At 71.9% G+C, this 22,917-nt stretch carries 23 protein-coding genes, 1 tRNA gene and 1 riboswitch; of the genes, 21 read left to right on the top strand and 3 right to left on the bottom strand.

Annotation, left to right across the window (positions count from 1 at the left end; all coding sequences use genetic code 11):
- Window positions 1-9: 9 nt before the first annotated feature.
- The 5 genes from DNL27_RS08795 (at window position 10) to DNL27_RS08775 (ending at window position 4,496) form a co-directional block, all read left to right on the top strand.
- A complete protein-coding gene (locus DNL27_RS08795; RefSeq protein WP_112235301.1) occupies window positions 10-1,287 on the top strand; it encodes a M20 family metallopeptidase in 1,278 nt (425 codons plus the stop codon).
- Between the two features lie 195 nt (window positions 1,288-1,482).
- Entirely contained in the window at window positions 1,483-2,202 is a 720-nt protein-coding gene (locus DNL27_RS08790) for a DUF998 domain-containing protein (RefSeq protein ID WP_112235300.1), read from the top strand.
- Window positions 2,199-3,104, top strand: coding sequence for an alpha/beta fold hydrolase (locus tag DNL27_RS08785; RefSeq protein WP_112235299.1), 906 nt, complete (start codon window positions 2,199-2,201; stop codon window positions 3,102-3,104). The genes DNL27_RS08790 and DNL27_RS08785 overlap by 4 nt, the downstream gene beginning before the upstream one ends.
- A gap of 172 nt (window positions 3,105-3,276) precedes the next feature.
- Entirely contained in the window at window positions 3,277-3,549 is a 273-nt protein-coding gene (locus DNL27_RS08780; protein WP_162627110.1) for a hypothetical protein, read from the top strand.
- A complete protein-coding gene (locus tag DNL27_RS08775) occupies window positions 3,546-4,496 on the top strand; it encodes a pyridoxal-phosphate dependent enzyme (RefSeq protein ID WP_112235297.1) in 951 nt (316 codons plus the stop codon). The genes DNL27_RS08780 and DNL27_RS08775 overlap by 4 nt, the downstream gene beginning before the upstream one ends.
- Here the strand turns inward: DNL27_RS08775 and DNL27_RS08770 are convergent.
- Complete coding sequence (locus DNL27_RS08770; protein WP_112235296.1) at window positions 4,427-5,050, bottom strand: response regulator transcription factor; 624 nt, start codon at window positions 5,048-5,050, stop codon at window positions 4,427-4,429. The two genes, DNL27_RS08775 and DNL27_RS08770, sit on opposite strands and share 70 nt — an antisense overlap.
- Window positions 5,047-6,567 carry a sensor histidine kinase gene (locus DNL27_RS08765; protein WP_112235295.1) on the bottom strand — a complete coding sequence of 507 codons (1,521 nt, stop codon included), beginning with the start codon at window positions 6,565-6,567 and terminating at the stop codon, window positions 5,047-5,049. The genes DNL27_RS08770 and DNL27_RS08765 overlap by 4 nt, the downstream gene beginning before the upstream one ends.
- 225 nt (window positions 6,568-6,792) lie before the next feature.
- Here DNL27_RS08765 and DNL27_RS08760 point away from each other — a divergent pair, with 225 nt between their 5' ends.
- The 6 genes from DNL27_RS08760 (at window position 6,793) to DNL27_RS08735 (ending at window position 12,229) form a co-directional block, all read left to right on the top strand.
- A complete protein-coding gene (locus DNL27_RS08760) occupies window positions 6,793-7,917 on the top strand; it encodes an ABC transporter permease (RefSeq protein ID WP_012398699.1) in 1,125 nt (374 codons plus the stop codon).
- A 2-nt stretch (window positions 7,918-7,919) separates the two neighbouring features.
- Window positions 7,920-8,756, top strand: a complete 837-nt coding sequence (locus tag DNL27_RS08755; RefSeq protein WP_239494312.1) for an ABC transporter ATP-binding protein — start codon at window positions 7,920-7,922, stop codon at window positions 8,754-8,756.
- A gap of 111 nt (window positions 8,757-8,867) precedes the next feature.
- On the top strand, window positions 8,868-9,737 hold the full coding sequence (locus DNL27_RS08750) for a phage holin family protein (protein WP_112235294.1): 870 nt from the start codon (window positions 8,868-8,870) through the stop codon (window positions 9,735-9,737).
- A gap of 160 nt (window positions 9,738-9,897) precedes the next feature.
- Window positions 9,898-10,851, top strand: a complete 954-nt coding sequence (locus DNL27_RS08745; protein WP_112235293.1) for a DMT family transporter — start codon at window positions 9,898-9,900, stop codon at window positions 10,849-10,851.
- 22 nt (window positions 10,852-10,873) lie between these two features.
- Window positions 10,874-12,028: a glycosyltransferase gene (locus tag DNL27_RS08740; RefSeq protein ID WP_112235292.1), complete on the top strand. Its 1,155-nt coding sequence runs from the start codon at window positions 10,874-10,876 to the stop codon at window positions 12,026-12,028.
- A 127-nt stretch (window positions 12,029-12,155) separates the two neighbouring features.
- Window positions 12,156-12,229: transfer RNA gene (locus DNL27_RS08735), tRNA-Ile, on the top strand.
- Between the two features lie 188 nt (window positions 12,230-12,417).
- On the opposite strand, the gene DNL27_RS08730 is transcribed toward DNL27_RS08735, so the two are convergent.
- On the bottom strand, window positions 12,418-12,981 hold the full coding sequence (locus tag DNL27_RS08730; RefSeq protein WP_112235291.1) for a M23 family metallopeptidase: 564 nt from the start codon (window positions 12,979-12,981) through the stop codon (window positions 12,418-12,420).
- Window positions 12,982-13,350: 369 nt separating this feature from the next.
- On the opposite strand from DNL27_RS08730, the gene rpsB reads away from it, so the two are divergent.
- The 10 genes from rpsB to dxr all read left to right on the top strand — a co-directional run bounded on the left by rpsB (window position 13,351) and on the right by dxr (window position 22,517).
- Window positions 13,351-14,208 carry a 30S ribosomal protein S2 gene (gene rpsB, locus DNL27_RS08725; protein ID WP_058955344.1) on the top strand — a complete coding sequence of 286 codons (858 nt, stop codon included), beginning with the start codon at window positions 13,351-13,353 and terminating at the stop codon, window positions 14,206-14,208.
- A 112-nt stretch (window positions 14,209-14,320) separates the two neighbouring features.
- Window positions 14,321-15,151, top strand: coding sequence for a translation elongation factor Ts (gene tsf / locus DNL27_RS08720; RefSeq protein WP_012398692.1), 831 nt, complete (start codon window positions 14,321-14,323; stop codon window positions 15,149-15,151).
- Window positions 15,152-15,410: 259 nt separating this feature from the next.
- Window positions 15,411-16,142, top strand: a complete 732-nt coding sequence (gene pyrH, locus DNL27_RS08715) for a UMP kinase (RefSeq protein ID WP_012398691.1) — start codon at window positions 15,411-15,413, stop codon at window positions 16,140-16,142.
- 120 nt (window positions 16,143-16,262) lie between these two features.
- Window positions 16,263-16,820, top strand: a complete 558-nt coding sequence (gene frr / locus DNL27_RS08710) for a ribosome recycling factor (RefSeq protein WP_012398690.1) — start codon at window positions 16,263-16,265, stop codon at window positions 16,818-16,820.
- The gene (locus tag DNL27_RS08705) at window positions 16,820-17,797 is read left to right on the top strand and encodes a phosphatidate cytidylyltransferase (protein WP_012398689.1); all 978 of its coding nucleotides are present in this window, start codon (window positions 16,820-16,822) and stop codon (window positions 17,795-17,797) included. The genes frr and DNL27_RS08705 overlap by 1 nt, the downstream gene beginning before the upstream one ends.
- A gap of 79 nt (window positions 17,798-17,876) precedes the next feature.
- Window positions 17,877-18,506 (top strand): hypothetical protein, encoded by a 630-nt coding sequence (locus tag DNL27_RS08700; RefSeq protein WP_112235290.1) that lies wholly within the window; start codon window positions 17,877-17,879, stop codon window positions 18,504-18,506.
- A 150-nt stretch (window positions 18,507-18,656) separates the two neighbouring features.
- Window positions 18,657-19,046 carry a DUF485 domain-containing protein gene (locus DNL27_RS08695; RefSeq protein ID WP_112235289.1) on the top strand — a complete coding sequence of 130 codons (390 nt, stop codon included), beginning with the start codon at window positions 18,657-18,659 and terminating at the stop codon, window positions 19,044-19,046.
- Entirely contained in the window at window positions 19,043-20,683 is a 1,641-nt protein-coding gene (locus DNL27_RS08690; protein ID WP_112235288.1) for a cation acetate symporter, read from the top strand. Before DNL27_RS08695 ends, DNL27_RS08690 begins: the two co-directional genes overlap by 4 nt.
- Before the next feature lie 117 nt (window positions 20,684-20,800).
- Entirely contained in the window at window positions 20,801-21,097 is a 297-nt protein-coding gene (locus tag DNL27_RS08685) for a GlsB/YeaQ/YmgE family stress response membrane protein (RefSeq protein WP_370447099.1), read from the top strand.
- A 145-nt stretch (window positions 21,098-21,242) separates the two neighbouring features.
- Window positions 21,243-22,517, top strand: a complete 1,275-nt coding sequence (gene dxr / locus DNL27_RS08680; RefSeq protein WP_112235287.1) for a 1-deoxy-D-xylulose-5-phosphate reductoisomerase — start codon at window positions 21,243-21,245, stop codon at window positions 22,515-22,517.
- A gap of 229 nt (window positions 22,518-22,746) precedes the next feature.
- Window positions 22,747-22,861, top strand: a riboswitch (SAM riboswitch).
- The last annotated feature ends 56 nt before the right edge of the window (window positions 22,862-22,917 follow it).

Here is a 22,917-nt window from a genome sequence, read left to right as displayed (position 1 = left end):
AGGATCACCATGGCGGAACAGTCCCCGACCGGGGGAGCGGGCCGCGTGCGCCCGCAGGTCAGCGGCACGTTCGACGGACAGGGCGCTGAGCGGCTGACGCGCGTCAAGCAGCGCATCCGGGAGGCCGCGGAGCAGGCGCGCGACGAGGTCGTCGCCCTGAGCCACGCGGTGCACGCGGACCCGGAGATCGCCTTCGAGGAGACACGGACCGCAGCGAAGCTCACCACGGTCCTGGAACGCCACGGTTTCAGCGTGGAGGCCGGGGTGGCGAACCTGGACACCGCGTTCGTGGCGTCCTACGGGACGGGGCCGTTCATCGTCGGCATCTGCGCGGAGCTGGACGCCCTGCCCGGCGTGGGGCACGCGTGCGGACACAACATCATTGCCGCCTCCGGCCTGCTGGCGGGGATCAGCCTGGCCGCGGTCGCGGACGAGCTGGACCTCACCGTCAAGGTCTTCGGCACCCCCGCCGAGGAGTACGGCGGCGGCAAGATCCTCATGCTGAACGAGGGTGTCTTCGACGGCGTCCACGCGGCCATGATGTTGCACCCCGGCGACGAGGAGAACGCGGACCACGTCACGCGCGCCGTCGTGGACCTGGAGATCGAGTACACGGGCAAGCCCGCCCACTCCGCCGAGGCGCCGCACCAGGGCGTCAACGCGGGGGACGCCGCCACCGTGGCGCAGGTGGCCATCGGGCTGCTGCGCCAGCACCTGCAGCCCGGCGAGCTGGTGCACGGCATCGTGCGCAGCGCCGGGGACGCCCCCAACGTGGTCCCGCACCGCGCCCGCCTGGCCTACGACGCCCGCGCGGACACCCTCGCCCAGCTCGAGGGCCCCGGCGGCGCCAAGGAACGCCTGCTGCGCTGCTTTGAGGCCGGTGCCCTGGCCACCGGCTGCACGCTGGAGGTCCACGACGACTGGCCCGCGTTCTCCGAGTTCCGCAACGACGACCCCATGGTCGCCGCGTACCGGGCCAACGCCGAGTCGCTGGGCCGCGTCTTCACGGACGCCCCCATGAGCCGACGACGCCGCCTGGCCGGCTCCACGGACATGGCCAACGTCTCGCTGCGGGTCCCCGCGATCCACCCCACCATCCTGGTGGAGGCCGAGGGCGCCACGTGCCACGAACCCGAGTTCGAGCGCTACTGCGCGCTGCCCGCGGCGGACGCCGCGATGTGGGAGGGCGGTCTGAGCCTGGCCTGGACCGCCGCGGACATGGCCGCTGACACCGCCCAGCGCGAACGCCTGGCCCGCACCGCGGAGGAGCTGGCGTCCCGTGACTGATCCCCGCGGCAACCACACCGTGCGGAACCCCGCCACCCCGAGATGATCCCGGGCCTCGCGGCGGTGCCGACCGGCCAGGGGACGCTGAGCTGCGGGGCTCCCCGTGGCACCTTGGGACGGCGCCCTGTCCTAGTAGAGTGAGCGGTCGCTGACGATTAGCAGTTCCACGACGATGCAGGCGGGTGATCCAGCTCCATGACCCTCGCGTCCCGTCGCCTGAGCCTGCTGATCGCAGTCATCTACTCCACGTGGCTCGTGGCCCCGCTGCTGGACCCGCAGCTGCATCCGTGGACGTCCTACGCCTCCGAGTACTTCGTGGCGGACCGTCCCGCGGCCACCCTGCTGCGCACCACGGACGGGGTGGCCGGGATGCTGCTGATCGTGTTGGCGGTGCTCTCCTACGGCCGGGCCCGCACGCTGTGGCGCGGATTGCCGGGCGGGTTCGGTGGGCTGGACGCCTCCCGGCCCACGCGGCGTCGTGCGCGGTGGGCCGTGCGGGTGTGGTGCGCGGCGCTGGCCGTGGCGGGTGCGGCCACGGTGGTGGACGCCATCAATCCCATGACGTGCGCGCCCTCGGTCTCACCCGAGTGCGCCGCCGCCGAGGCCGCGGGAACGCTGCCGCTGCAGCACCACATGCATACCGCATCCTCTGCCGTGGCGGGGACGGCGTTCGTGGTGGCCATGCTCGCGTCGCTGGTGCTGAGCACCGCCGCGGACCGGGTGACCCGGATCGCCAGCTGGGTGGGCGTCGTGACCATCGCCCTGTCCGCGGTGGACGCCCTGCTCACCAGGATCCCCACGGAAGGGATCACGCAGCGGATCTCGATGGTCGCGATCGTCGCGTGGCTCGTGGCCGTCGCGGGCCTGCCGGTCGTGGACCGGGTGCGCGCGGCACCCCGGGCGGTTGCGGCGTGAACCGGTCCACCGCCGCACTGTGGCGCGAGCACCTGAGCGAGGTCCCGGTCCGGGGTGTGCCGGTCCGGCTGCTGGACATCGGCTCCGGCCCGGCGCTCGTGTGCTCGTCGGGCGTGGCCTCCGTGCTGTGGGACTGGGCCCCGGTGGTCGAGCTGCTGCGCGGGGACCACCGCGTGATCGTGCTGGACCGCCCCGGATGCGCACCGGGCCAGACGGTCCCCGAGACCCTCCCGGACCTGGACGCGGAGGCCGCCCGCCTGCTCGCCGTCCTCGACGCCCTGCACGTCACCGGACCCGTCACCGCGGTGGGCCACTCCTTCGGTGCGGCCGTCGTGGAGGCCGCGGCCCGGCTGCACCCCGGGCGCCTGGCATCCCTCGTGCTGCTCGACGGCTCCGTCCCCGAGGCCGAGGGAGCCGACCGGGCCCACGACGAGGCCCGTGCCGCCCGCCGCTTCCGCCACCGCACGCACCCCGCCGCCCGCTCCCGGGCCGTGCGCCGGCTCTGGTGCCTCGTGGGGCCGGCGGTCTCGGTAATCCTCGTGCCCGGGCGGCTGCGCGTGGCCCGGGTGATGGGCGGTCTGCGCGCCGAGGCCTCCGCGCCCAACACGCTGCTGGCCTCCTTGCGCGAGCTCGCGGGCTACGTGGCGTGCATGAACCGGCTCCGCGAACTGCGGGCCCGGCTGCCCCTGGACCCCGGGGTGCCCCTCACGGTGGTGGCCGCCAACGGCCGCGTGCCCCGGCCGGGGCTGTCCCGGTGGGTGCGCCACGTCCTCGCGCAGGCCACGCGGCTCGCGGGGGAGACCTCGGTGTGCTCCGTGGTGGTTTCCCGCAGCGGGCACTTCGTGATGCTCGACCAGCCGCGTCGCACCGCCGAGCTGATCGCCCGGGCCGCCGCCCGCTGACGCACCGGCGCACGACGCCGCCCGCTCACCGGTTCCGGCTCGGCGGGTCCCGCTCGGCTGACGCGTGGGCCAACGTTGCCGCCCGCCCGTCCCGCGCTCGCGGCCCCGGACTACTCCGCGGGGGAGCTCCGGGAGTGCGCTCGGATGCTGCGCGACCTGGAGCGCGGCGTGCGTGAGCGCAACGCCGCACTGCTGGGGGCGTGCGGCAACGCGATCGGCCCGGCTCAACGAGTCCCGGCTGCCCAAACCGGAGCTTCCCGACCTGCTGCGGATCACCCGGGAGACCGGTGGCGTGGGAGTCCAGATCGTCCACAGCGGCACGGTGTGCGCCGTCGTCCTCGACGCCGCCCGGCCCCGCGCCGCCCAGCGCGCACGGGAGGCGCGGGCGGCCCTCGATGCAATGGGCCTGCCACGAACCATCGACCACGTCTGGAGCGGAGCATGAGCACACGACGCGCCGAGCAGCACCCTCTTCCGGAGATCCTGGACCACGCCTCCCAGGCCGTGGGGGCCCCGGATCTCATCCGCCTGCAACCTGGACTGCTCGCCCTGCGCTTCGAGGTGATGAAGGTGCTCTCCGCGCGCGGTGCCGTGCGGCGGCTGCTGCGGGAGGGACGGATCGCACCCAGCGGGACCGTGGTGGACTCGTCCAGCGGGATCTACGCGCTGGCGCTCGCACTCGCGTGCCACGAGGCGGGGCTGCGCTGCGTGGTCTTGGGATCCACGACCATCGACGAGACCCTCCGGCTGCAGCTGGGCATGCTGGGTGTGCGTCTCGAGCAGATGCCGCCCTCCAGGTCCCTGCGTGCGGACCAGGACCGTCGTGTGGCCCGGGTGCGCGAGCTGCTGGACGAGCACCCGGACTGGCACTGGATGCGGCAGTGCCACGACGCCGTGCACTACCGCGGCTACCAGGACCTCGCCCGGGATCTCGGGCTGAGGCTGCGGCGGGAGGGCTGGGAGGCCGTGGAGCTGGTGGTCCCCGTGGGCTCGGGCGCCTCCAGCGGGGCGCTGGCCCTGGGTCTCGCGGCCTCGGGGCTGGACGTGCACCTCACGGGCCTCCAGCCGTTCGGCTCGGTGACCTTCGGGTCGCAGGACACGGAGGACCCGGACATGCTGATCGCCGGGATCGGCAGCTCGATCGAGTTCCGCAACGTCCGGCACGGGCTCTACCGCGAGATCCACTGGGTCAGTGCCGAGGTGGCCCGCGCGGGAGCCGTGTCCCTCTGCCGGGACCACGCCCTCTTCGCGGGCCTCAGCTCGGGCGCGGCGTACGCTGTGGCGGGCGAGGCCCTGCGCGGCACGCCCACGGGGCCGCGGCCTCAGATGACGTGCTCCTCCCGGGCGCGGCTCACGGCGGCGGTGCGGTTGTCCACGCCGAGCTTGTCGTAGATGTGCACCAGGTGGGTCTTCACGGTGGCCTCGGAGATGAACAGGGACTTCGCGAGGGCCCGGTTCGAGGCACCCGTGGCCAGCCCGCGGAGGATCTCGATCTCCCGCGGGCTCAGGGAAGCCGCCGGGGTGCGGACCTGGGTCATGAGCCGCGCCGTGACCGAGGGGGAGAGCACCGGGCGCCCCGCGGCGGCGTCGTGCACGGCCTGGCCGATGGCTTCGGGCTGCGCGTCCTTGAGCAGGTAGCCGGTGGCGCCGGCCTCCAGGGCGGCCACCACGTCCGCCTGGGTGTCGTACGTGGTGAGGATCAGCACGGGCGGCCCGCCGGAGGCCACGATGCGCCGCGTGGCCTCGAGCCCTCCCATCCCGCGGCCCATCTGCAGGTCCATGACCACCACGTCCACGCCGTGGTCCTCGGTGCCCAGCCTCTCCAGGGCCGCGCGGCCGTCCTGGGCCTCGGCGCACACCGTGATGTCCCCCAGGGACTCCAGCACGGCGCGCAGCCCGGCCCGCACCACGGGGTGGTCGTCCACGAGCAGCACTCGGGTGGTCATGCGGTGCGCCTGCCTTCGGTTCGGGGGGTCTCGGTCTCGGGGGACGACGCCGCCGCGGCGCCCACGCGCTCGCGCGGAACCGGCGCGGCGTCGTCGTTCTTGCTTCCGCGGCGGTCCTCCGCGTCCGGGGTGTCGGGAGCGACGGCGCTCGGGGTGTCGGGAGCGACGGCGCCCGGGGCGCCGGGGACGACCGCGCTTGGGGCACCGGGGGCGACTGTGCCCGGGGCGCGGCGGTCGCCGGTAGCCCCGGGGCCGGCCACGGGCGAGGGCGGGACGCCCCCGAGGGGCAGCCGCACGTTCACGGCCGTGCCGTGGCGCGGCTCGGACTCCACGGTGAGCTCGGCGCCCACCTCGGCCGCGCGGCGTCGCAGGTGGGAGAGTCCGAACGAGTCGTCCCGCTCGGCACGGGCCAGGGCGCGGGGGTCGAAGCCCACGCCGTCGTCCACCACGTCCAGCGTGACGGCGTCCTCCCACCCCTCCAGGGTCACCACCACGCGCGAGGCGCGGGCGTGGGAGAGCACGTTGGCCAGGGTGGACTGGGTGGCCCGGATGAACAGGGTGCGCTGACGGTCCGTGAGCTGCGGGACGGTGCCCTGCACGGAGAACTCGCACGTCAGCCCGGCGCCGGCCGCGCGGGCGCCCTCCTCGGTGCGCCGGCACACCTCGTCGAGCGCGCTGGGCAGGGACTCGTCCAGGGCGGGGGAGGCGAGGTCCCGCACGAAGCGGCGGGCCTCGGCGAGGTTGGCCGCGGCGGTGTCCTCGATGGTCGCCAGGCGCGCGGCGGCGACGTCCCGCTCGTCCCGCTCCAGCGCCTGCTGGGCGGCTCGGGAGACCAGCACGATGGAGGTCAGCCCCTGTGCGAGGGTGTCGTGGATCTCCCGGGAGAGCCGCTCCCGCTCGGTCATGGTGCCCGCGGTGCGCTCGCGCCGGGCCAGCTCCGCGCGCGTGGACTCCAGCTGGCGGATCACGCGCAGGTGACGGCGGGCGTCCCGGTACAGCGCGCGGTAGCCGTAGCTGACCAGCACCGCGACCGCCGCCCCGATGCTCGGCCCCACGGCCATCGGCGCGGTGAAGGTGCCCGCGGGGACGTGCAGCAGCTGCGAGAGCACCACCACACCCGTGAGCACCACGATCCCCGTGAGCGCGACGACCGGCGGCAGCAGCACGGGGTACAGGAAGAAGAGGGGGAACACGACCCACGCGAAGTCCCGGCTCAACAGGGCCAGCACCACCCACAGCAGGGTCACCGAGCCGAGCCACACGGGGGTCCAGCGCAGCCGCCCCCGGTCCGCACGGCCGCGCGCCACCCGGTTCTCCACTGTGGTGCCCAGCACGTACGTGAGGGCCAGCAGACCCGCGAGGCACAGCACCACGGCGGTGCCCACCGCGGACGCGTCCCCGGAGGAGGCGCCCATCGCCGTGCGCAGCACCGCGAGCCCGAGCAGCGCCGCGAAACTCACGTGCAGGCTCACGCGCATGACCCGCAGCAGGGCCGGGGTGGACAGTTCCTGGGGCACGGCGTGCCTTCCTGGGCGGGGACGGTGGAGGGAGCCGACCGGCGCGCAGAAGGGTCCGAACTCCGAGATCATGGTACGCACCCCCGCTCGCGGCACATCAACCGTTCGGTTGATCCCGGGATCAACCACCCGGAACGCGGGTTTCAACCGCGCTGGCGATCCCGCGCCGCCCGCCGCTGAGCACAATGGACGTAGTCGTTGTCACTACGTCACGGGAGTTCCCCCATGTTCTTGTCCCTGAGGGACATCACGTTCGCCAAGGGCCGGTTCACCCTGCTGGCCACGGTCGTGGCCCTGATCACCCTGCTGCTGGTCCTGCTCACGGGCCTGACCAACGGACTGGGTCACCAGAACACCTCGGCCCTCGAACGCCTGCAGGCCCAGCGCCTCGTCCTCACCGCCCCGCCGGGCGACTCCGGCACCCCGTCCTTCACCACGTCGCAGATCGACCAGAAGCAGGTGGACGCCTGGCGTGACGCGGTGGGCAAGGACTCCGTGGAGCGGCTGGGCATCGCCCAGACCAGCATCCGCAGCGGTGCCGAGCCCCAGGGCGGCCAGGACGCGGCGTCGCGCGCGGACACCACCGCGGCCGCCGCCATGGCCCTGGAACCGGGCTCCTCGCTCGCCTCCGGGCTGAGCGCGAGCTCGGGGCAGACCCACGCGGGCAAGGGCGAGGTGGTCCTGAGCGAGACCCTCGCGCAGGACCTCAAGGTCTCCACCGGGGACACCGTGTCCATGGGCGGGACTGCCTTGAAGACCGCCGGTGTGGTGGACAACGAATACTACAGCCACGTGCCCGTGGCGTGGCTCAGCATCGAGGACTTCCCGGCAGTGGCCCACACGTCCCAGGACGAGCAGGCCACCGCGCTGGCGCTGACCACCGACGACGCCCCGCAGAACGTGCAGGACGACACCGACACCGTGGCCCTGAGCACCAAGGACTCCCTCGCGGCCCTGCCCGCCTACCAGTCCGAGCGCGGCTCGCTGCTGATGATGCAGGGCTTCCTCTACGGCATCAGCGCCCTGGTGGTGATCTCCTTCCTCACGGTCTGGACCATCCAGCGCACGCGTGACATCGCGGTGCTGCGCGCCCTCGGCGCGAGCCGCGGCTACGTGGTGGGGGACTCGCTGGTGCAGGCCGCCGTGGTGCTCACCCTGGGCGTGCTCATCGGCGGTGCCCTGGGCCTGCTCGGCGGGATGCTCGCGGGCTCCGCGGTGCCGTTCGAGCTGAGCGCGGCCAGCGTGGCCCTGCCGATGGTCGGGGTGCTCGTGCTCGGTCTGCTGGGCTCGCTGCTCGCCGTGCGCCGCGTCTCGACGGTGGATCCGATGATTGCTCTGGGAGGTAACTGACCATGCATGTTTCTGACGCCGAACCGCGCCACCGCGCGGACACCCACGAGGGTCACCACGTCGGGCACCACGAACCCCGGCACGAGCACGAGGCCGGTCACGCACCGCAGGCCGAGCGTTCCGTGGCGGTCGATGACGCCGCCGCGCCGGCCCTGAGCGTCCGGGACGTCTCGCTCGAGTACCCGGACGGCACGGCCAACGACGGCACCCCGCGCACCGTGCGCGCCTTGGACCACGTGTCCCTGGAGCTGCAGCGCGGGGACATGACCGCGCTGATCGGCCCGTCCGGGTCTGGCAAGTCCTCCCTGCTGGCCGTGGCCGCCGCGCTCATCAAGCCCACCTCGGGCACCGTGATGGTCGCGGGACAGTCCCTCACCGAGCTGCCCGAGAAGGACCTCGCCCGGATCCGCCGGGGCCACACCGGCATGGTCTTCCAGCAGCCCAACCTGCTGGCCGCCCTGACCTCCCGCGAGCAGCTCGTGCTGGCCGCCCACGTGGCCGGTGCCCGCGGCAAGGAACTGAAGGAGGCCAAGACCCGTGCGGACGAGCTGCTGCAGAAGGTCGGTCTCGTGGACTGCGGCGACCGCCGCCCGCACCAGCTCTCGGGCGGACAGCGGCAACGGGTGAACATCGCCCGGGCCCTGATGAACGACCCCCAGCTGCTGCTCGTGGACGAGCCCACCGCGGCACTGGACCAGGAGCGCTCGCGCAGCATCATGGAGCTGCTCGCCGAGCTCACGCACCAGTTCGGTCTCGCGTCCCTGGTGGTCACCCACGACACCGAGTTCGTGCCCCTCGCGGACCGGTGCGTGACCATGGAGGACGGGCGCCTGCAGTGAGTCGCCGGGGCCCCTGCGTCACGCTCCCGCAGTGCCTTCCGGTGCCCCGGTGAATGGTATTTTGAGATCAGATCGACGTTCACCCACCATCACGCACCCATCGGAGGCGGCATGAGCCATGCAGTGGGCCCCAACAGCGGCCACTCACCCACGGCAGCCAATCGCAGCACCAAGAGGCCCGGCGCGGCGTCCATCACGGATGTCGTGAAGGTCTTCGTCCGGCTGCTGCCGAAGCAGCTCAAGGACGAGGCCCAGCTGGCCGTCCTCGAGCTCAAGGAGAAGGGCATCAAGGTGGGCGTGGGTGCCGCGTTCGCCGTGGTGGGCCTGGTGTTCCTGGGGCTCGCCGTGATCGCGCTGATCGGTGCGGCCATCGCCGGGCTCTCCCACGTGATGCCCGCGTGGCTCGCCGCGCTGCTGCTGGCCGTGGTGTTCCTCGTGGTGCTGGCCGTGCTCGCGCTGGTCGGCGTCTCCAAGATCAAGAGCGCCCTGCCGCTGATGCCCGAGAAGACCATCTTCGGGCTGCGCTACGACCTCGGCGTGGTCAAGGAGGGCTCGGCGTACAACGAGGGCCGCGTGCAGCGCGACATCAACGAGGCCGAGCAGCGCAAGCAGCGCGAGAAGGAAGAGGCGGCCAACGACCCCAACCGGGTCAAGCCCGTGCAGCCCACGGAGGAGCAGCTGCGCCACCGTCTCAAGCTGCGCCGCGAGCACCTCAAGAGCCTGCGGGACGACGCCCAGAACCGCGTGGACTCCGTCCAGAGCGCCACCCAGGGGTTCGTGAACCGCACCTCGCGCACCTTCACCGCCACCCAGGAGTCCGTGAAGAGCACTCTCGCCTCCAAGGGCGGCACCCAGGGCGTGCGGCCGGAGGGTTCCACGGCGGCGTCGGACGTGCTGAGCGAGCGGTGGCAGCCGCTGGCGGTGGCCGTCGCCGCGGGCACCGCGTTCCTCGTGTTCCTCAAGAAGCTGCTGCGCAAGTAGCACCACCGGCGGCCCCCGCGGCCGCCCACCGCACGGAAGGCCGGGTCCTCGGGACCCGGCCTTCCGCGTGTCCGGCCCCGGGTGCGGATCGCGCTGGTCCCCCCTCCTGCGGCGAGCGGAAACCCTACGATGTGAGGGTGAGACCATCGCAGAGAACCCCGTGAGCCAGTGGATCGCCGTGGCACTGGCGATCGCCTCCGCCGTGTGCCTGGCCGTGGGCACCCAGACCCAGTCCTCCGCGGTCACGGACCATACGTCCGGGGCCCTGAACCCCCGTAACCTCGGGAAGCTGCTGCGCAACGGGCGGTGGCTGCTGGGCACCGGGCTGCTGGGCCTGGGGATGCTCCTCAACGTCTGTGCCCTGGCGCTGGCCACCGTGACCGTGGTGCAGCCCCTGGGCGTGATCGCCCTGGTGATCACCACGCTGCTGCACGCCCGCCGGCAGCGGCTCACCATCAACCGCCGCACGTGGCTCGCCGTGGCCCTCTGCACGGCCGGGGGAGCGGGGTTCGTGGTCTGCGCCGTGACCGGCACGGACCCCTCCCACGTGCCCGGCCCGCGCGCCGAGAACCTCGTGGTGCTCGTGCTCGTGGGCCTCGTGGCGCTGATCGGGGTGGTGGAGCTCGTGCTGCGCCGCCGTCATATCAGCATGTTCTACGTGCTCAGCGCGGGGGTGCTCTACGGCTTCGTGGCCGTGCTCGTGCGACTGACCACCACCGCCCTGCGGGACGGCGGGATCGGCGCGGTGCACTGGCTGAGCGTGCTCATGGTGCTGGTGGCCGCAGTGCTCGGCGGCTGGCTGGTGCAGTACGCGTACTCGTGCGGACCCCCGGACCTGGTGATCGCCGGTCTCACGGTGGTGGACCCGATGGTGGGTGTGGCGCTGGGGCTCGTGGTGCTCGGCGAGGCGGGTGCGCGCTTCACCGGGGCGCTGGGCGCGGTCATGGGGCTGGCAGGTCTCGTTGCTATAGTCGGCGTGGTCCTGCTCTCCCAGTGCCACCCCGAGGTCATCGAGCGCCGAGCTGCCGCTCGCGCGCGGCGGGAGGGGAAGGGGAGCGGGGCACGTCCCCGGACCGCTCGGGCGCAGCGCCGAGCCGGCCACGCCGACCAGTGACCCACGTACGGAACCCAACGCCTTGAGAATTCTGATCACCGCCGAGACCTACCCGCCCGACGTCAACGGCTCCGCGCAGTTCGCCCGCCGGCTCGCCCACGGTCTGCTGGACCGGGGCCACGAGGTGCACGTGGCGGCACCGATGCCCACCAGCGGGCCCTCGCGCACCATGACCGACGACGGTGTGGTGGAGCACCGGTTCCGATCGCACCACGCGTTCACCCACCCGTACTTCCGGCTGTGCTTCCCGTGGGAGATCGTCCGCGAGGTGTCCCGGCTGCTGGACGAGCTGCGCCCAGACGTGGTCCACGTGCAGTGCCACTACATCCTGGGCCGCCTGATGGTGCGCGAGGCCTCCCGGCGGGGGATCCGCGTGGTGGGCACCAACCACTTCATCCCGGAGAACATCGAGCCGTTCCTGCCGTTCCCGCAGTGGTTCATCCGGGGGTACCGGAAAGTCTCCTGGTGGGACATCGCCCGCGTGTACGGGCGCTGCGACGTGATCACTGCCCCCACACCCCTGGCGGTGCAGACCATGGTGGACAACGGCGTCCCGGACCGGGCGGTGGCCGTGTCCAACGGGATCGACGCCGGACACTACGAGGCCGCCCCCGACGAGCTGATCGAGCACGCCGAGCACCCCGTGGTGCTGTTCTGCGGGCGCCTCGCGGTGGAGAAGAACGTCAACGAGCTCATCGAGGCCCTCGCCCTGATCCCGCGCGAGAAGAACGTGCACGTGGAGCTCGCGGGGGAGGGTGAGCAGCGGGACCGGCTGCTGCGGCTCGCCCACGAGCGCGGCGTGGCGGACCGCGTGGAGTTCCTGGGCTTCCTCACGGACGAGGACCTGCGCCGCGCCTACCTGCGCGCGGACGTGTTCTGCCAGCCCGGCACCGCCGAGCTGCAGTCTCTCGTGACGCTCGAGGCCATGAGCGCGTCCACCCCCGTGGTGCTCGCCAACGCCCGCGCCCTGCCGCACCTCGCGGACGAGGGCCGCAACGGCTACCTCTTCACACCGGGTGATCCCACGGACCTGGCCGCGAAGCTGCAGCTCGTGCTCGACGCGGACCCGGAACGCCGCCGCGCGATGGGCGAGCGCAGCCACGAGATGGTGGCGCAGCACTCGTTCGCGCGCACCCTGGACACCTTCCAGCGGATCTACGCCGGCGCGAGCCGCTGAGCGGGCCGCACGCCCGTGTGCCGCGGGGCGGCAGAGCCGTTCCCACCGGCTGCGGCGAGTGCTCGAGCGGTCTCCGCTCCGGGCGTGCGGTACCGTGGAGCCGCGCACCGTCTGCGGTGCACCACCGGGGGCGGTAGCTCAGCTGGTCAGAGCAGAGGACTCATAATCCTTGGGTCGTGGGTTCAAGCCCCACCCGCCCTACTCGAAGGCCCGGAAACGGGCCCTCCGTCCTCCATGAAGGCCCCGGGCCGGGATCTCCGCCCGCCGTGCCCGCCCCGCAGGCGTCGACCACCCGCGCCCGCGCAGGAGTGGCGCCCTGCGTGCTCCCAGGCTCATGTCCTGCCCACGGCTCCCGGCGCGCGCACCCCGGTGGCAGGACCCCGGGACGCTCACCCCGGAGGCGGCACGGGCAGCAGCACGGACGGTCGCAGGTCGGTGACGAACCGCAGCGGGTTGACGTACTCGTCCCCCTCCCGCACACCCCAGTGCACCGCCGTCCCGTGCGCGCCGTGGCCCGGGGCGGCCACCGTGGCCACCACCTGCCCCCGCGTGACGTGCTCGCCCCGGCGCACGCTCGCCGTGACGGGCTCGAACGAGGAGCGGTGGCCCTCCCCGTGGTCGATGGTCAGCACCTCGCGGTCCACAACGGTCCCCGAGAAGCTCACCGTTCCGGACTGCGGAGCCCGCACCGGGGTGCCCGGGGGTGCCTGCAGGTCCACGCCGCGGTGACCCGGGAGCCACCTCTTGACGGGCGCCTCGAAGGGCCGCTGCACGGCGGGCCGGGGAGACACGGGCCAGTTCCAGCCGGCTCCGGCACCGGCCGCCGGTGAACCACCCGCGAGCCCCGGGACCAGGAGCAGCGCCAGCGCCAGCGCCGTGGCACGCTCCACCACGGTCCGTGCCCGCCCCGGGCGGCGGTGCGGTGCGGTGGGGGACGCGTCCAAGCTGCTCATGCCCCCAGCCTGACGCGGCGGCGTCGTGCGCCCGGCAGGTGGCGGGCGATGTGGAGCGGAGGTGCCGCGCGATGCGCTAGACTTGCGCGTGCAGCTGCCCTGCCATCGCTGAGCCATGCCCGTCACCGGGTCGGTTCGGAGGCGGACAGCTGACTTCGCGCGCGAAGGAACCCGGAACGGATCCGCTCCGACCGGGTGCGTGCCCCTCGGTCCGTTCGGACTCCCGGAAGCGGGAGGCGGCGGTACGGGGCGCGTCGGGCCACGCTCCACGAGCGCCACCCGCGCATCGCGCCAGGGACCGGCACCACCGGTCGAGAACCGTCAACCCATGGCGGCCCGCGGGCCGCCAGCCATTCACGAGGAGACGACATGCCCGTCGTTACCATGCGCCAGATGCTCGACAACGGCGTCCACTTCGGTCACCAGACCCGCCGCTGGAACCCGAAGATGAAGCGCTTCATCTTCACCGAGCGCAACGGCATCTACATCATCGACCTGCAGCAGTCGCTGGGCTTCATCGACAAGGCCTACGAGGCCGTCAAGGCCACGGTCGCCCACGGCGGCACGATCCTGTTCGTCGGCACCAAGAAGCAGGCCCAGGAGGCCATCGCCGAGCAGGCCACCCGCGTGGGCATGCCCTACGTGAACCACCGCTGGCTCGGTGGCATGCTCACCAACTTCCAGACCGTCTCCAAGCGCATCGACCGCATGAAGGAACTGGAAGAGGTCGACTTCGACGACGTCGCCGGCTCGCAGTACACCAAGAAGGAGCTGCTGCTGCTGCGCCGCGAGAAGGAGAAGCTGGAGCGCACCCTCGGCGGCATCCGCAACCTCACCAAGACCCCGTCCCTGATCTGGATCGTGGACACCAAGAAGGAGCACCTCGCCGTCGACGAGGCCCAGAAGCTCGGTGTGCCGATCGTCGCGATCCTGGACACCAACTGCGATCCGGACGAGGTCGCGTTCCCCATCCCGGGCAACGACGACTCCATCCGCTCCGTGTCCCTGCTGACCCGCGTGGTCGCCGACGCCGTGGCCGAGGGCCTGATGGAGCGCCACAACGGCAAGTCCAACGCCGCCGAGGAGCCCATGGCCGAGTGGGAGCGCGAGCTGCTCGAGCAGCACGAGGAGCAGAAGTCCCAGGATGCCGCCCCGGCCGAGCAGTCCGCTCCGGCCGCCGAGGCGCCCGCCGAGACCGAGCAGAAGGACGCCCCCGCCGCCGAGTGAGGCCGCGGGAGGTGTTCACCTCCCATTCTTCCCGGTGACCCACAGTGGTGACCGGACCGCCCGGGCGTCCACGGACGCCCGGGCGGACACCACCGACAACAGAGGAGTTCACATGGCGAACTACACCGCTGCTGACATCAAGGCCCTGCGCGAGCGCACGGGCGCCGGCATGCTGGACGTCAAGAAGGCCCTGGACGAGGCCGACGGCGACGCCCAGAAGGCCCAGGAGATCATCCGCGTCAAGGGTCTCAAGGGTGTGACCAAGCGCGAGGGCCGCTCCACCGCGGAGGGCATCGTGCTCGCCCGCACGGAGAACAACGTGGGCTACATGGTCGAGGTCAACTCCGAGACCGACTTCGTGGCCAAGTCCGCTCCCTTCGTGGAGTTCGGCAACAAGGTGCTCGACGCCGCCGTGGCCGCCGACGCCGCGGACCTGGACGCCCTGCTCGCCGCCGAGGTGGACGGCAAGCCCATCTCCGAGCTCGTCACCGAGACCGGTGCGCTGCTGGGCGAGAAGGTCGTCGTGCGTCGCGTGGCCCGCGTGGCCGGCGACCACGTGGCCGTGTACCTGCACAAGACCTCCAAGGACCTCCCCGCCCAGGTGGGAGTCCTGCTGGCCGTGTCCGGTGCCGACGCCGAGACCGCAGCCCACGACGTCGCCGTGCACATCGCCGCGATGTCCCCGGCCTTCCTCTCCGAGGAGGACGTTCCCGCCGAGACGGTCGAGAACGAGAAGCGTGTGGCCGAAGAGACCGCCCGCAACGAGGGCAAGCCCGAGAAGATCATCCCGAACATCGTCCAGGGCCGCCTCAAGGGCTACTACAAGGACGTCGTGCTCGTGGACCAGGACTTCGCCAAGGACTCCAAGAAGTCCGTGGGCCAGGTGCTCTCCGAGGCCGGCGCCACCGCCACCGCGTTCGCGCGGTTCCGCGTGGGCGCCTGAGCAGTCCCGCACCGCAGTCCGCCGCGCGCCGCCGTGAGGTGAGGCGCGCAGCGGACGGCCGCGGCGTCGTCGTGCTGGTGCACGGCGCCACCGCACCCCCGCAGGCGGCGGGGCACCCCCGGAAGCCCGGGGGTGCCCCGCCGCTTCTGTATGCTTGAGGCGGTCTGCCACGGGCGGACCCCCACTCTGTCCGCGACCCGCCCCTGGAGGACCCATGCCCACCACCAACGACTCCGAAGCCCAGGACGAGGCGATCCGCATGAGCCGGGAGGCCCGCCGGGCCGAGCCCGCCCGCCGCAGGGTCCTGCTCAAGCTCTCGGGCGAGGTCTTCGGTGGCGGCAGCGTGGGCGTGGACACCACCGTGGTGCGCCAGATCGCGGAGCAGATCGCGGCCACCGTGGGCCGCGTGGAGACGTCCATCGTGGTGGGCGGGGGCAACTTCTTCCGCGGCGCGGAGCTCTCCCAGGCCGGGATGGACCGCTCGCGTGCGGACTACATGGGCATGCTCGGCACGGTGATGAACTGCCTGGCGCTGCAGGACTTCCTGGAGCAGTGCGGCGTGGACACCCGCGTGCAGTCCGCCATCAAGATGGAGCAGGTGGCCGAGACCTACATCCCGCGCCGCGCCATCCGCCACATGGAGAAGGACCGCGTGGTGATCTTCGGTGCCGGTGCGGGCCTGCCCTACTTCTCCACGGACACCGTGGCCGCCCAGCGCGCCCTGGAGGTCCACGCCACCGAGGTGCTCATGGCCAAGAACGGCGTGGACGGCGTGTACACCGCGGATCCCCGCAAGGACCCTGACGCCCAGCGTCTCGCGAGCCTCACCTACGACGAGGCGCTGTCCCGCGACATCCGCGTGATGGACCAGACCGCGTTCGCCCTGTGCCGGGACAACAACGTGACCATGCGCGTGTTCGGCATGGAGGGTACGGGCAACGTGACCCGCGCCGTCCTGGGCGAGGAGATCGGCACCCTCGTCACCCCCTGAGCGCCCGCTCCGAGCAGCCACCCAGCCCAGCGTGTCCCGCTCGACCGATAGAGTGGACACCACGTTCCGTTGCCGCCCGGGGGAGCCCGCGGGCCGGCCGTCGCATAAGGAGAACCACCCGTGATTTCAGATGTCCTCTCGGATGCCACCACCAGGATGGGTAAGGCGGTGGACGCGGCGAAGACCGACTTCTCCACGGTGCGCACCGGCCGCGCGAACCCGGCCCTGTTCTCGAGCCTGCTCGTGGCGTACTACGGCACGCCCACCCCGCTGCAGCAGCTCGCGTCCTTCCAGACCCCGGAGGCCCGCACCCTGCTGATCACCCCCTACGACCGCAGCGCGCTCAACGACATCGAGAAGGCCCTGCGGGACTCGGACATCGGCGCCAACCCGGCCAACGACGGCAACGTGATCCGCGTGGTCATGCCCGAGCTCACCGAGGAGCGCCGCAAGGAGTACGTGAAGATCGTCCACGGCAAGGCCGAGGACGCCCGCGTGTCCGTGCGCAACGTGCGCCGCCACGCCAAGGAGGCCATCGAGAAGCTCGTCAAGGACGGGGACGTGGGCGAGGACGACGGCAAGCGGGGCGAGAAGGACCTCGACGCCGCCACCAAGAAGCACATCGACCAGGTGGACGAGCTGCTCAAGAACAAGGAAGCCGAACTGCTCGGCGCCTGATGGCATCGCCCGAGTCCACCCCCGACCACGCACCCGGCGCCCCCGCGGCCCCGGAGAATCCCGCTGCCCCCGCGCACCCGAGCACCGGCACCGAGCCCCTGACCACGGGCTCGCTGCCCCACGCCCTCGCGCGGCCGTTCCAGCGCAGCGCCGAGCACAAGACACCCTCGCGGGCGGGGCGCAACCTCCCGGCGGCCGTGGCGGTGGCGGTCGTGCTCATCGGCGCGCTCGTCACGGGGCTGTTCTTCGTCCCGCTCGTGCTCGCGCTGCTCGCGGGCGCGGCGGCCGGAATCGGCGTGTGGGAGATCGCGCGCTCCCTCACCTACAGGGGGGTGCAGATCCCCAAGGTGCCCGCGGTGATTGCCGCGGTGGTCATGCCGCTCGCGGCGTTCTTCGGGGGAGCGGAGGCGCTGTCCATGGCGCTCGTGCTCGCCGTGACCCTCGTGGTGGTGTGGCGGGCGTTCGGCCCGCGCCGGGGCATGATGCTGTCCATGATGGGCTCGGTGTTCGCCCTCGTCTGGGCGTCCTTCCTGCTCTCCACCGCGGTGCTGCTGTACCACTCGCCGGACGGGCCCCAGAAGGTCCTGACGGTGATCCTGCTGGCCGTCAGCTCGGACACGTTCGGCTACGCCGTGGGAGTCGTGTGGGGCAAGCACCCCATGGCACCCAGGATCTCCCCGAAGAAGTCCTGGGAGGGCTTCGCCGGCTCCGTGGGCGGCGCAGTGGTCGTGGGCGTCCTGTGCGCCACCCTGCTGCTCGGCATCCCGTGGTGGCAGGGCGCGGTGCTGGCCGTGGCGATCGTGGCGGTGGCCACGGTGGGGGACTTCTCTGAGTCCATGATCAAGCGCGAGATCGGCATCAAGGACATGGGCACCCTGCTGCCCGGCCACGGCGGGGTGATGGACCGCATCGACTCCATCCTGTTCGCGGTGATCACCGGGTACGTGATCTTCGAGCTGTTCACCGCGCTGGCATGACACACCGGTGGGCCCCGCGTCCGCCACGGGACCGGTCACCGCACGTGGCCGGTCCCGTTCCCGTTCCGAAAGGGCACGCATGACTTCTCAGGACAGTTTCCCCCGCTGCGGCGACCGCGAGTGGGGCTACGACCCCGCCCAGGTGGCCGACTTCTTGGACCGGGTGGACGCCGTGCTGCGCTCCGGCCCGGCCGACGACGCCGCCCGCGCGCCCGGATCTCCCGGCGCGGGTCCGCGCCCGGACGGTCCGCTCACGGGCAGCCGCCAGGTCCGCGAGCGCGTGTTCGACCGGGTGCGCGGCGGCCTCGAGCCTGCGGCGGTGGATGCCCGGCTGGACGCGCTGGAGGACGAGGTCTTCGACGTGGAGCACCGGGCGTTCGTGGCCGAGCACGGGGTGCAGCGCTGGAACGAGCACGTGGAGTGGCTCGGCGCGCTGCTGCTCGGCAGGCTCAACAGGCCCCGCTCCGAGCGGTTCCGCCGACCCGCGAAGCACCGCACCCCGGGCTACTCCGCCGCGGACGTGGACGTGCTGTGCGACCGGTTGATGGAGCAGCTGCGTGGATCCGCGGACGTGGACTCCGCGATGCTGCGCTCGGCGGCGTTCCGCCCGGCGCAGGGGCAGCGGTGCTACGAGGAGCAGCAGGTGGACGCGTTCCTGGACCGGGCCGTGGAGTTCGTGCTCGCCCTGCAGACCCCGTCCCGCCCGTGAGCCCACTGTGTATACATAGAACGGCCTGACGGAGGGATCCAGCCAGCTGCAGCCCGTCATATTCAGGATTTATAGGCAGTGGACCGCTCACCTCTTGTGCCTTTGGATACACAGCCCCTAGTGTGGTGATCATCACACTAGGAGGCACACATGGCGTCATCGTCCTCTGCCGATCCCAACGGGTCCCCTGCGACCCCCGGCATCGACTTCCCCGCGGTCCAGCGCTCGGAGCAGTTCCAGCGCCTGCGCAGGACCCACCGATCCTTCGTCTTCCCCCTGGCCGTGGCGTTCCTGGTCTGGTACCTGCTCTACGTGGTGCTGGCCATCTACGCCCCGGGCTTCATGTCCACCAGGGTGCTCGGCAACATCAACCTGGGCCTGATCCTCGGCCTGCTGCAGTTCGTCACCACCTTCGGCATCACCGCGGCGTACGTCGCGTTCGCCAACCGCTCCCTCGACCCGCAGGCCACGGCGCTGCGCGAGGAGCTGGAGGCTTCCCAGATCCACCGGCCCGACACCCACGAGGAGGTCCGGCCATGATCGCCGTTCCCACCGTCTCCCTGCCCGCGGTGCACCTCGCGGAGACGTCCTCCGCCACGGTGGGCAACCCCGCGATCAACATCTCCATCTTCCTGGGCTTCGTGCTCGTGACTCTCGTGGTGGTGATCCGCGCCTCGAAGTCCACCGCCACCGCGGCGGACTACTACGCGGGCGGCCGCTCGTTCTCCGGGACCCAGAACGGCCTGGCCATCGCCGGCGACTACCTCTCGGCGGCGTCCTTCCTGGGCATCGTGGGGGCCATTGCCCTGCAGGGCTACGACGGGTTCCTGTACTCCATCGGCTTCTTCGTGGCGTGGCTCGTGGCGCTGCTGCTGATTGCCGAGCCGCTGCGCAACACCGGCAAGTTCACCATGGCGGACGTGCTGTCCTTCCGGCTGCGGCAGCGCCCGGTGCGCGTGGCCGCGTCCATCTCCACCCTGGCGGTGACCTTCTTCTACCTGCTCGCGCAGATGGCCGGGGCGGGTGCCCTGGTGTCCCTGCTGCTGGGCATCAGCTCCAAGGCGGGCCAGTCGCTCGTGATCGTGATCGTGGGCGTCATCATGATCGTCTACGTGCTCGTGGGCGGGATGAAGGGCACCACGTGGGTGCAGATCATCAAGGCGTGCCTGCTGGTCACGGGCGTGGCCGTGATGACCGTGTGGATCCTCGCGATGTTCGGGTTCAACCTCTCGTCCATCATGGGTGCCGCGGTGGAGACCAACAACAACCCTGCGATGCTCGAGCCCGGACTGAAGTACGGCGTGAGCGAGATCTCCAAGCTGGACTTCATCTCGCTGGGCCTCGCGCTCGTGCTCGGCGCGGCGGGGCTGCCCCACGTGCTCATGCGCTTCTACACGGTGCCCACAGCCAAAGAGGCCCGCAAGTCCGTGGTCTGGGCGATCACCCTGATCGGCCTGTTCTACCTGTTCACCCTGGTGCTGGGCTTCGGTGCGGCCGCGCTGATCGGCGCGGAGCGCATCAAGGGCGCCCCCGGCGGGGTGAACTCGGCGGCGCCGCTGCTTGCGTACGAGCTGGGCGGTTCCGTGCTCATGGGGCTGATCGCGGCCGTGGCGTTCGCCACCATCCTGGCCGTGGTTGCCGGGCTGGCCATCACGGCGTCGGCGTCCTTCGCGCACGACATCTACACGTCCGTGATCAAGAAGGGGAACTCGGACCCCCGCCAGGAGCTGCGCGTGGCCAAGACCACCGTGGTGGTCATCGGTGTGATCTCGATCGCCGGCGGCATCGGGGCTCAGGGCCAGAACGTGGCGTTCCTGGTGGCGCTGGCCTTCGCGGTGGCGGCCTCTGCCAACCTGCCCACCATCCTGTACTCCCTGTACTGGAAGGGCTTCACCACCCGCGGGGCGGTGCTGTCCATGTACGGCGGGCTGATCCTGTCCGTGGTGCTGATCGTCTTCTCGCCGGTGATGTCCGGATCGGAGACCTCCATGATCCCCGGTGCGGACTTCGCCATCTACCCGCTGTCCAACCCGGGCATCATCTCGATCCCGGCGTCCTTCCTGCTGGGCTTCCTGGGCTCGGTCACGGAACGCCGCCGCGAGGACCCGGTCAAGCAGTCCGAGATGGAGGTGCGCTCGCTCACAGGTGTGGGTGCAGAGACGGCGGTCTCGCACTGATCCGGCGGCCCGTGTCCCCACTGTGGCGCGACATCATGCGGTGGGAACTCATTAGTCCTCCAAACTGGTAGTACACTGTACGACGGTTCGCTGACCAGAGCGACTGCGGGTCACCGCATGCTTGAGCAACGAAAACTTGAGGTGGAGAACATGGGCATTTTTAGCTGGATCATCCTCGGCCTGATCGCTGGCGCTCTCGCCAAGCTGATCCTGCCGGGCAAGCAGGGTGGTGGGATCATCGTCACCATCATCCTGGGCATCGTGGGCGCGTTCCTCGGTGGCTGGCTGGGCTCCTTCATCCCGGGCCTGCACGCCGGTATCGACAAGATCAGCATCGGCACCATCATCACGTCCGTGATCGGCGCGATCATCGTGCTGCTGATCTACGGCTTGGTGGTCAACCGCCGCCGCTGAACCCAGCGGTCCTGAGGACCACTGCACAAGGGCGTCACCTACGGGTGGCGCCCTTGTCGCATGTCCGAGCGGGTGCCGCCCGTCAAGGGGAGGCCTCGGGCCAGGTTCGGGAGGGCTCCGGGGCGCGCCGCGCCATACTGGAACCATGACTTCCCCACGGACCATGACCCCCGATCTCGACCGCGCCACGAGTGCCGCGCCCCGGCGGCTGGTGATCCTGGGCTCCACGGGGTCCATCGGCACGCAGGCGCTCGACGTCGTGGAACGGGCCGCGGACCTCGCACGGCCGGAGTCGGACGCCCAGCACCCGCCGTTCGAGGTCCTCGCGCTGGCGGCGGGCGCGGGCAACCTGGAGCTGCTCGCGCGGCAGGCCGTGCGCTTCCGCGTGGCCGCGGTGGGCACGAGCGGCACCGCGGACGACGCCGCGCGGCTGGGTGAGCTGCTCGCGGACGCCGCGCGGGCGGCGTCGTCACCGGTGCCCGAGGTGCTGCACGGCGAGCGCGCCGCCACGGAGCTCGCCGCGTGGGACGGCGCCGACCTGGTGCTCAACGGCATCACCGGCAGCATCGGGCTCGCGCCCACCCTGGCCGCGCTGGGGGCGGGGCACCGGGTGGCGCTGGCCAACAAGGAGTCGCTGATCGCGGGCGGTCCGCTCGTCACGGCGGCCGCTGCGGGCACGGGCCTCACGAACGCTCTGATCCCCGTGGACTCCGAGCACTCCGCGATCGCGCAGGCGCTGCGCTCGGGCACGGCGGCGGAGGTGGAGCGCCTCGTGCTCACGGCCTCGGGAGGCCCGTTCCGGGGGATGAGCCGCGCGCAGCTTGCGCACGTGACGCCGGAGCAGGCGCTGCGCCACCCCACGTGGGACATGGGTGCCATGGTCACCACCAACTCCGCCACCATGGTCAACAAGGCGCTCGAGGTGCTCGAGGCGTCCCTGCTGTTCGACGTGCCCCTCGACCGGATCGACGTGACCGTGCACCCGCAGTCGGTGGTGCACTCGATGGTCCAGTTCGTGGACGGCTCCACCCTGGCCCAGGCCTCGCCCCCGGACATGCGGCTGCCCATCGCCCTGGGCCTCGCGTGGCCGCACCGCGTCCCGGGGGCCGCCGCGGCGTGCGACTGGACCCGTGCCGCCGAGTGGACGTTCGAGCCGCTCGACGCCGAAGCGTTCCCCGCGGTCGAGCTCATGAAGCACGCGGGGGCCCTCGGAGGCACGTGGCCCGCGGTCTTCAACGCCGCGAACGAGCAGGCGGTCCACGCGTTCCACCGCGGCGCGCTCGGCTTCCTCCAGATCGTGGAGCTCGTGGCGAGCGTGGTGGACGAGCACACCGGTGTGCGCGAGCCCTTCCTCGAGGACGTGTTGGAGGCCGAGCGGTGGGCCCGCGCCCGGGCCGACGAGCGGATCGCCCGGGGATAGTGCCGACTGGGCCCTGCCCGAGGCCACGAGGCCGGGCCGGGCCGAGGTGGCGGCACCGGACGATGGGAGCGCGGTGCGGGGCGGCGCGACGGTCGGGGCGGCGTCGTCCGGGCTGCCGGTGGGAGACCGCGGCTCCACCACCCGCGGTGAGCCCAGGGGAGTGGTGCGATGGGGCCGGGACGGTGCCCGCGTCGGGGAGGGGGCCCACGGCGTGCTAGGCTCGTGGGCGGATGACGAGTTCCGGCGCGTAGCTCTGGCTGGCCGGACGGCAACCCTCTCCCGTAGCGGGGTGCCCCAGATGACCATCCGGCCGCGGTTCGAACCGATCACGGCAAGTGCGGTTTCTCTTCAAATGGCACGTGTCTGATCCTTGCCCTCATCCAGGTGGGACCGCTCGCTC

The organism is Kocuria sp. BT304 (assembly GCF_003290245.1).
GTDB classification, from domain to species: Bacteria; Actinomycetota; Actinomycetes; order Actinomycetales; family Micrococcaceae; genus Kocuria; species Kocuria rhizophila_A.
Note: the sequence above shows the minus strand (reverse complement) of the source record. Positions and strands in the feature narration are given on the sequence as shown.

What these genes read in the sequence shown, in the direction of transcription:
- DNL27_RS08705 (WP_012398689.1), top strand. Translation starts at nt 16,820, where the DNA reads ATGGCATCGCCCGAGTCCACCCCCGACCACGCACCCGGCGCCCCCGCG.
- DNL27_RS08750 (WP_112235294.1), top strand. Translation starts at nt 8,868, where the DNA reads ATGAGCCATGCAGTGGGCCCCAACAGCGGCCACTCACCCACGGCAGCC.
- DNL27_RS08685 (WP_370447099.1), top strand. Translation starts at nt 20,801, where the DNA reads ATGCTTGAGCAACGAAAACTTGAGGTGGAGAACATGGGCATTTTTAGC.
- DNL27_RS08795 (WP_112235301.1), top strand. Translation starts at nt 10, where the DNA reads ATGGCGGAACAGTCCCCGACCGGGGGAGCGGGCCGCGTGCGCCCGCAG.
- DNL27_RS08700 (WP_112235290.1), top strand. Translation starts at nt 17,877, where the DNA reads ATGACTTCTCAGGACAGTTTCCCCCGCTGCGGCGACCGCGAGTGGGGC.
- DNL27_RS08695 (WP_112235289.1), top strand. Translation starts at nt 18,657, where the DNA reads ATGGCGTCATCGTCCTCTGCCGATCCCAACGGGTCCCCTGCGACCCCC.
- DNL27_RS08790 (WP_112235300.1), top strand. Translation starts at nt 1,483, where the DNA reads ATGACCCTCGCGTCCCGTCGCCTGAGCCTGCTGATCGCAGTCATCTAC.
- pyrH (WP_012398691.1), top strand. Translation starts at nt 15,411, where the DNA reads ATGAGCCGGGAGGCCCGCCGGGCCGAGCCCGCCCGCCGCAGGGTCCTG.
- DNL27_RS08755 (WP_239494312.1), top strand. Translation starts at nt 7,920, where the DNA reads ATGCATGTTTCTGACGCCGAACCGCGCCACCGCGCGGACACCCACGAG.
- DNL27_RS08760 (WP_012398699.1), top strand. Translation starts at nt 6,793, where the DNA reads ATGTTCTTGTCCCTGAGGGACATCACGTTCGCCAAGGGCCGGTTCACC.
- DNL27_RS08775 (WP_112235297.1), top strand. Translation starts at nt 3,546, where the DNA reads ATGAGCACACGACGCGCCGAGCAGCACCCTCTTCCGGAGATCCTGGAC.
- tsf (WP_012398692.1), top strand. Translation starts at nt 14,321, where the DNA reads ATGGCGAACTACACCGCTGCTGACATCAAGGCCCTGCGCGAGCGCACG.
- rpsB (WP_058955344.1), top strand. Translation starts at nt 13,351, where the DNA reads ATGCCCGTCGTTACCATGCGCCAGATGCTCGACAACGGCGTCCACTTC.
- dxr (WP_112235287.1), top strand. Translation starts at nt 21,243, where the DNA reads ATGACTTCCCCACGGACCATGACCCCCGATCTCGACCGCGCCACGAGT.
- DNL27_RS08730 (WP_112235291.1), bottom strand. Translation starts at nt 12,981, where the DNA reads ATGAGCAGCTTGGACGCGTCCCCCACCGCACCGCACCGCCGCCCGGGG.
- DNL27_RS08690 (WP_112235288.1), top strand. Translation starts at nt 19,043, where the DNA reads ATGATCGCCGTTCCCACCGTCTCCCTGCCCGCGGTGCACCTCGCGGAG.
- DNL27_RS08770 (WP_112235296.1), bottom strand. Translation starts at nt 5,050, where the DNA reads ATGACCACCCGAGTGCTGCTCGTGGACGACCACCCCGTGGTGCGGGCC.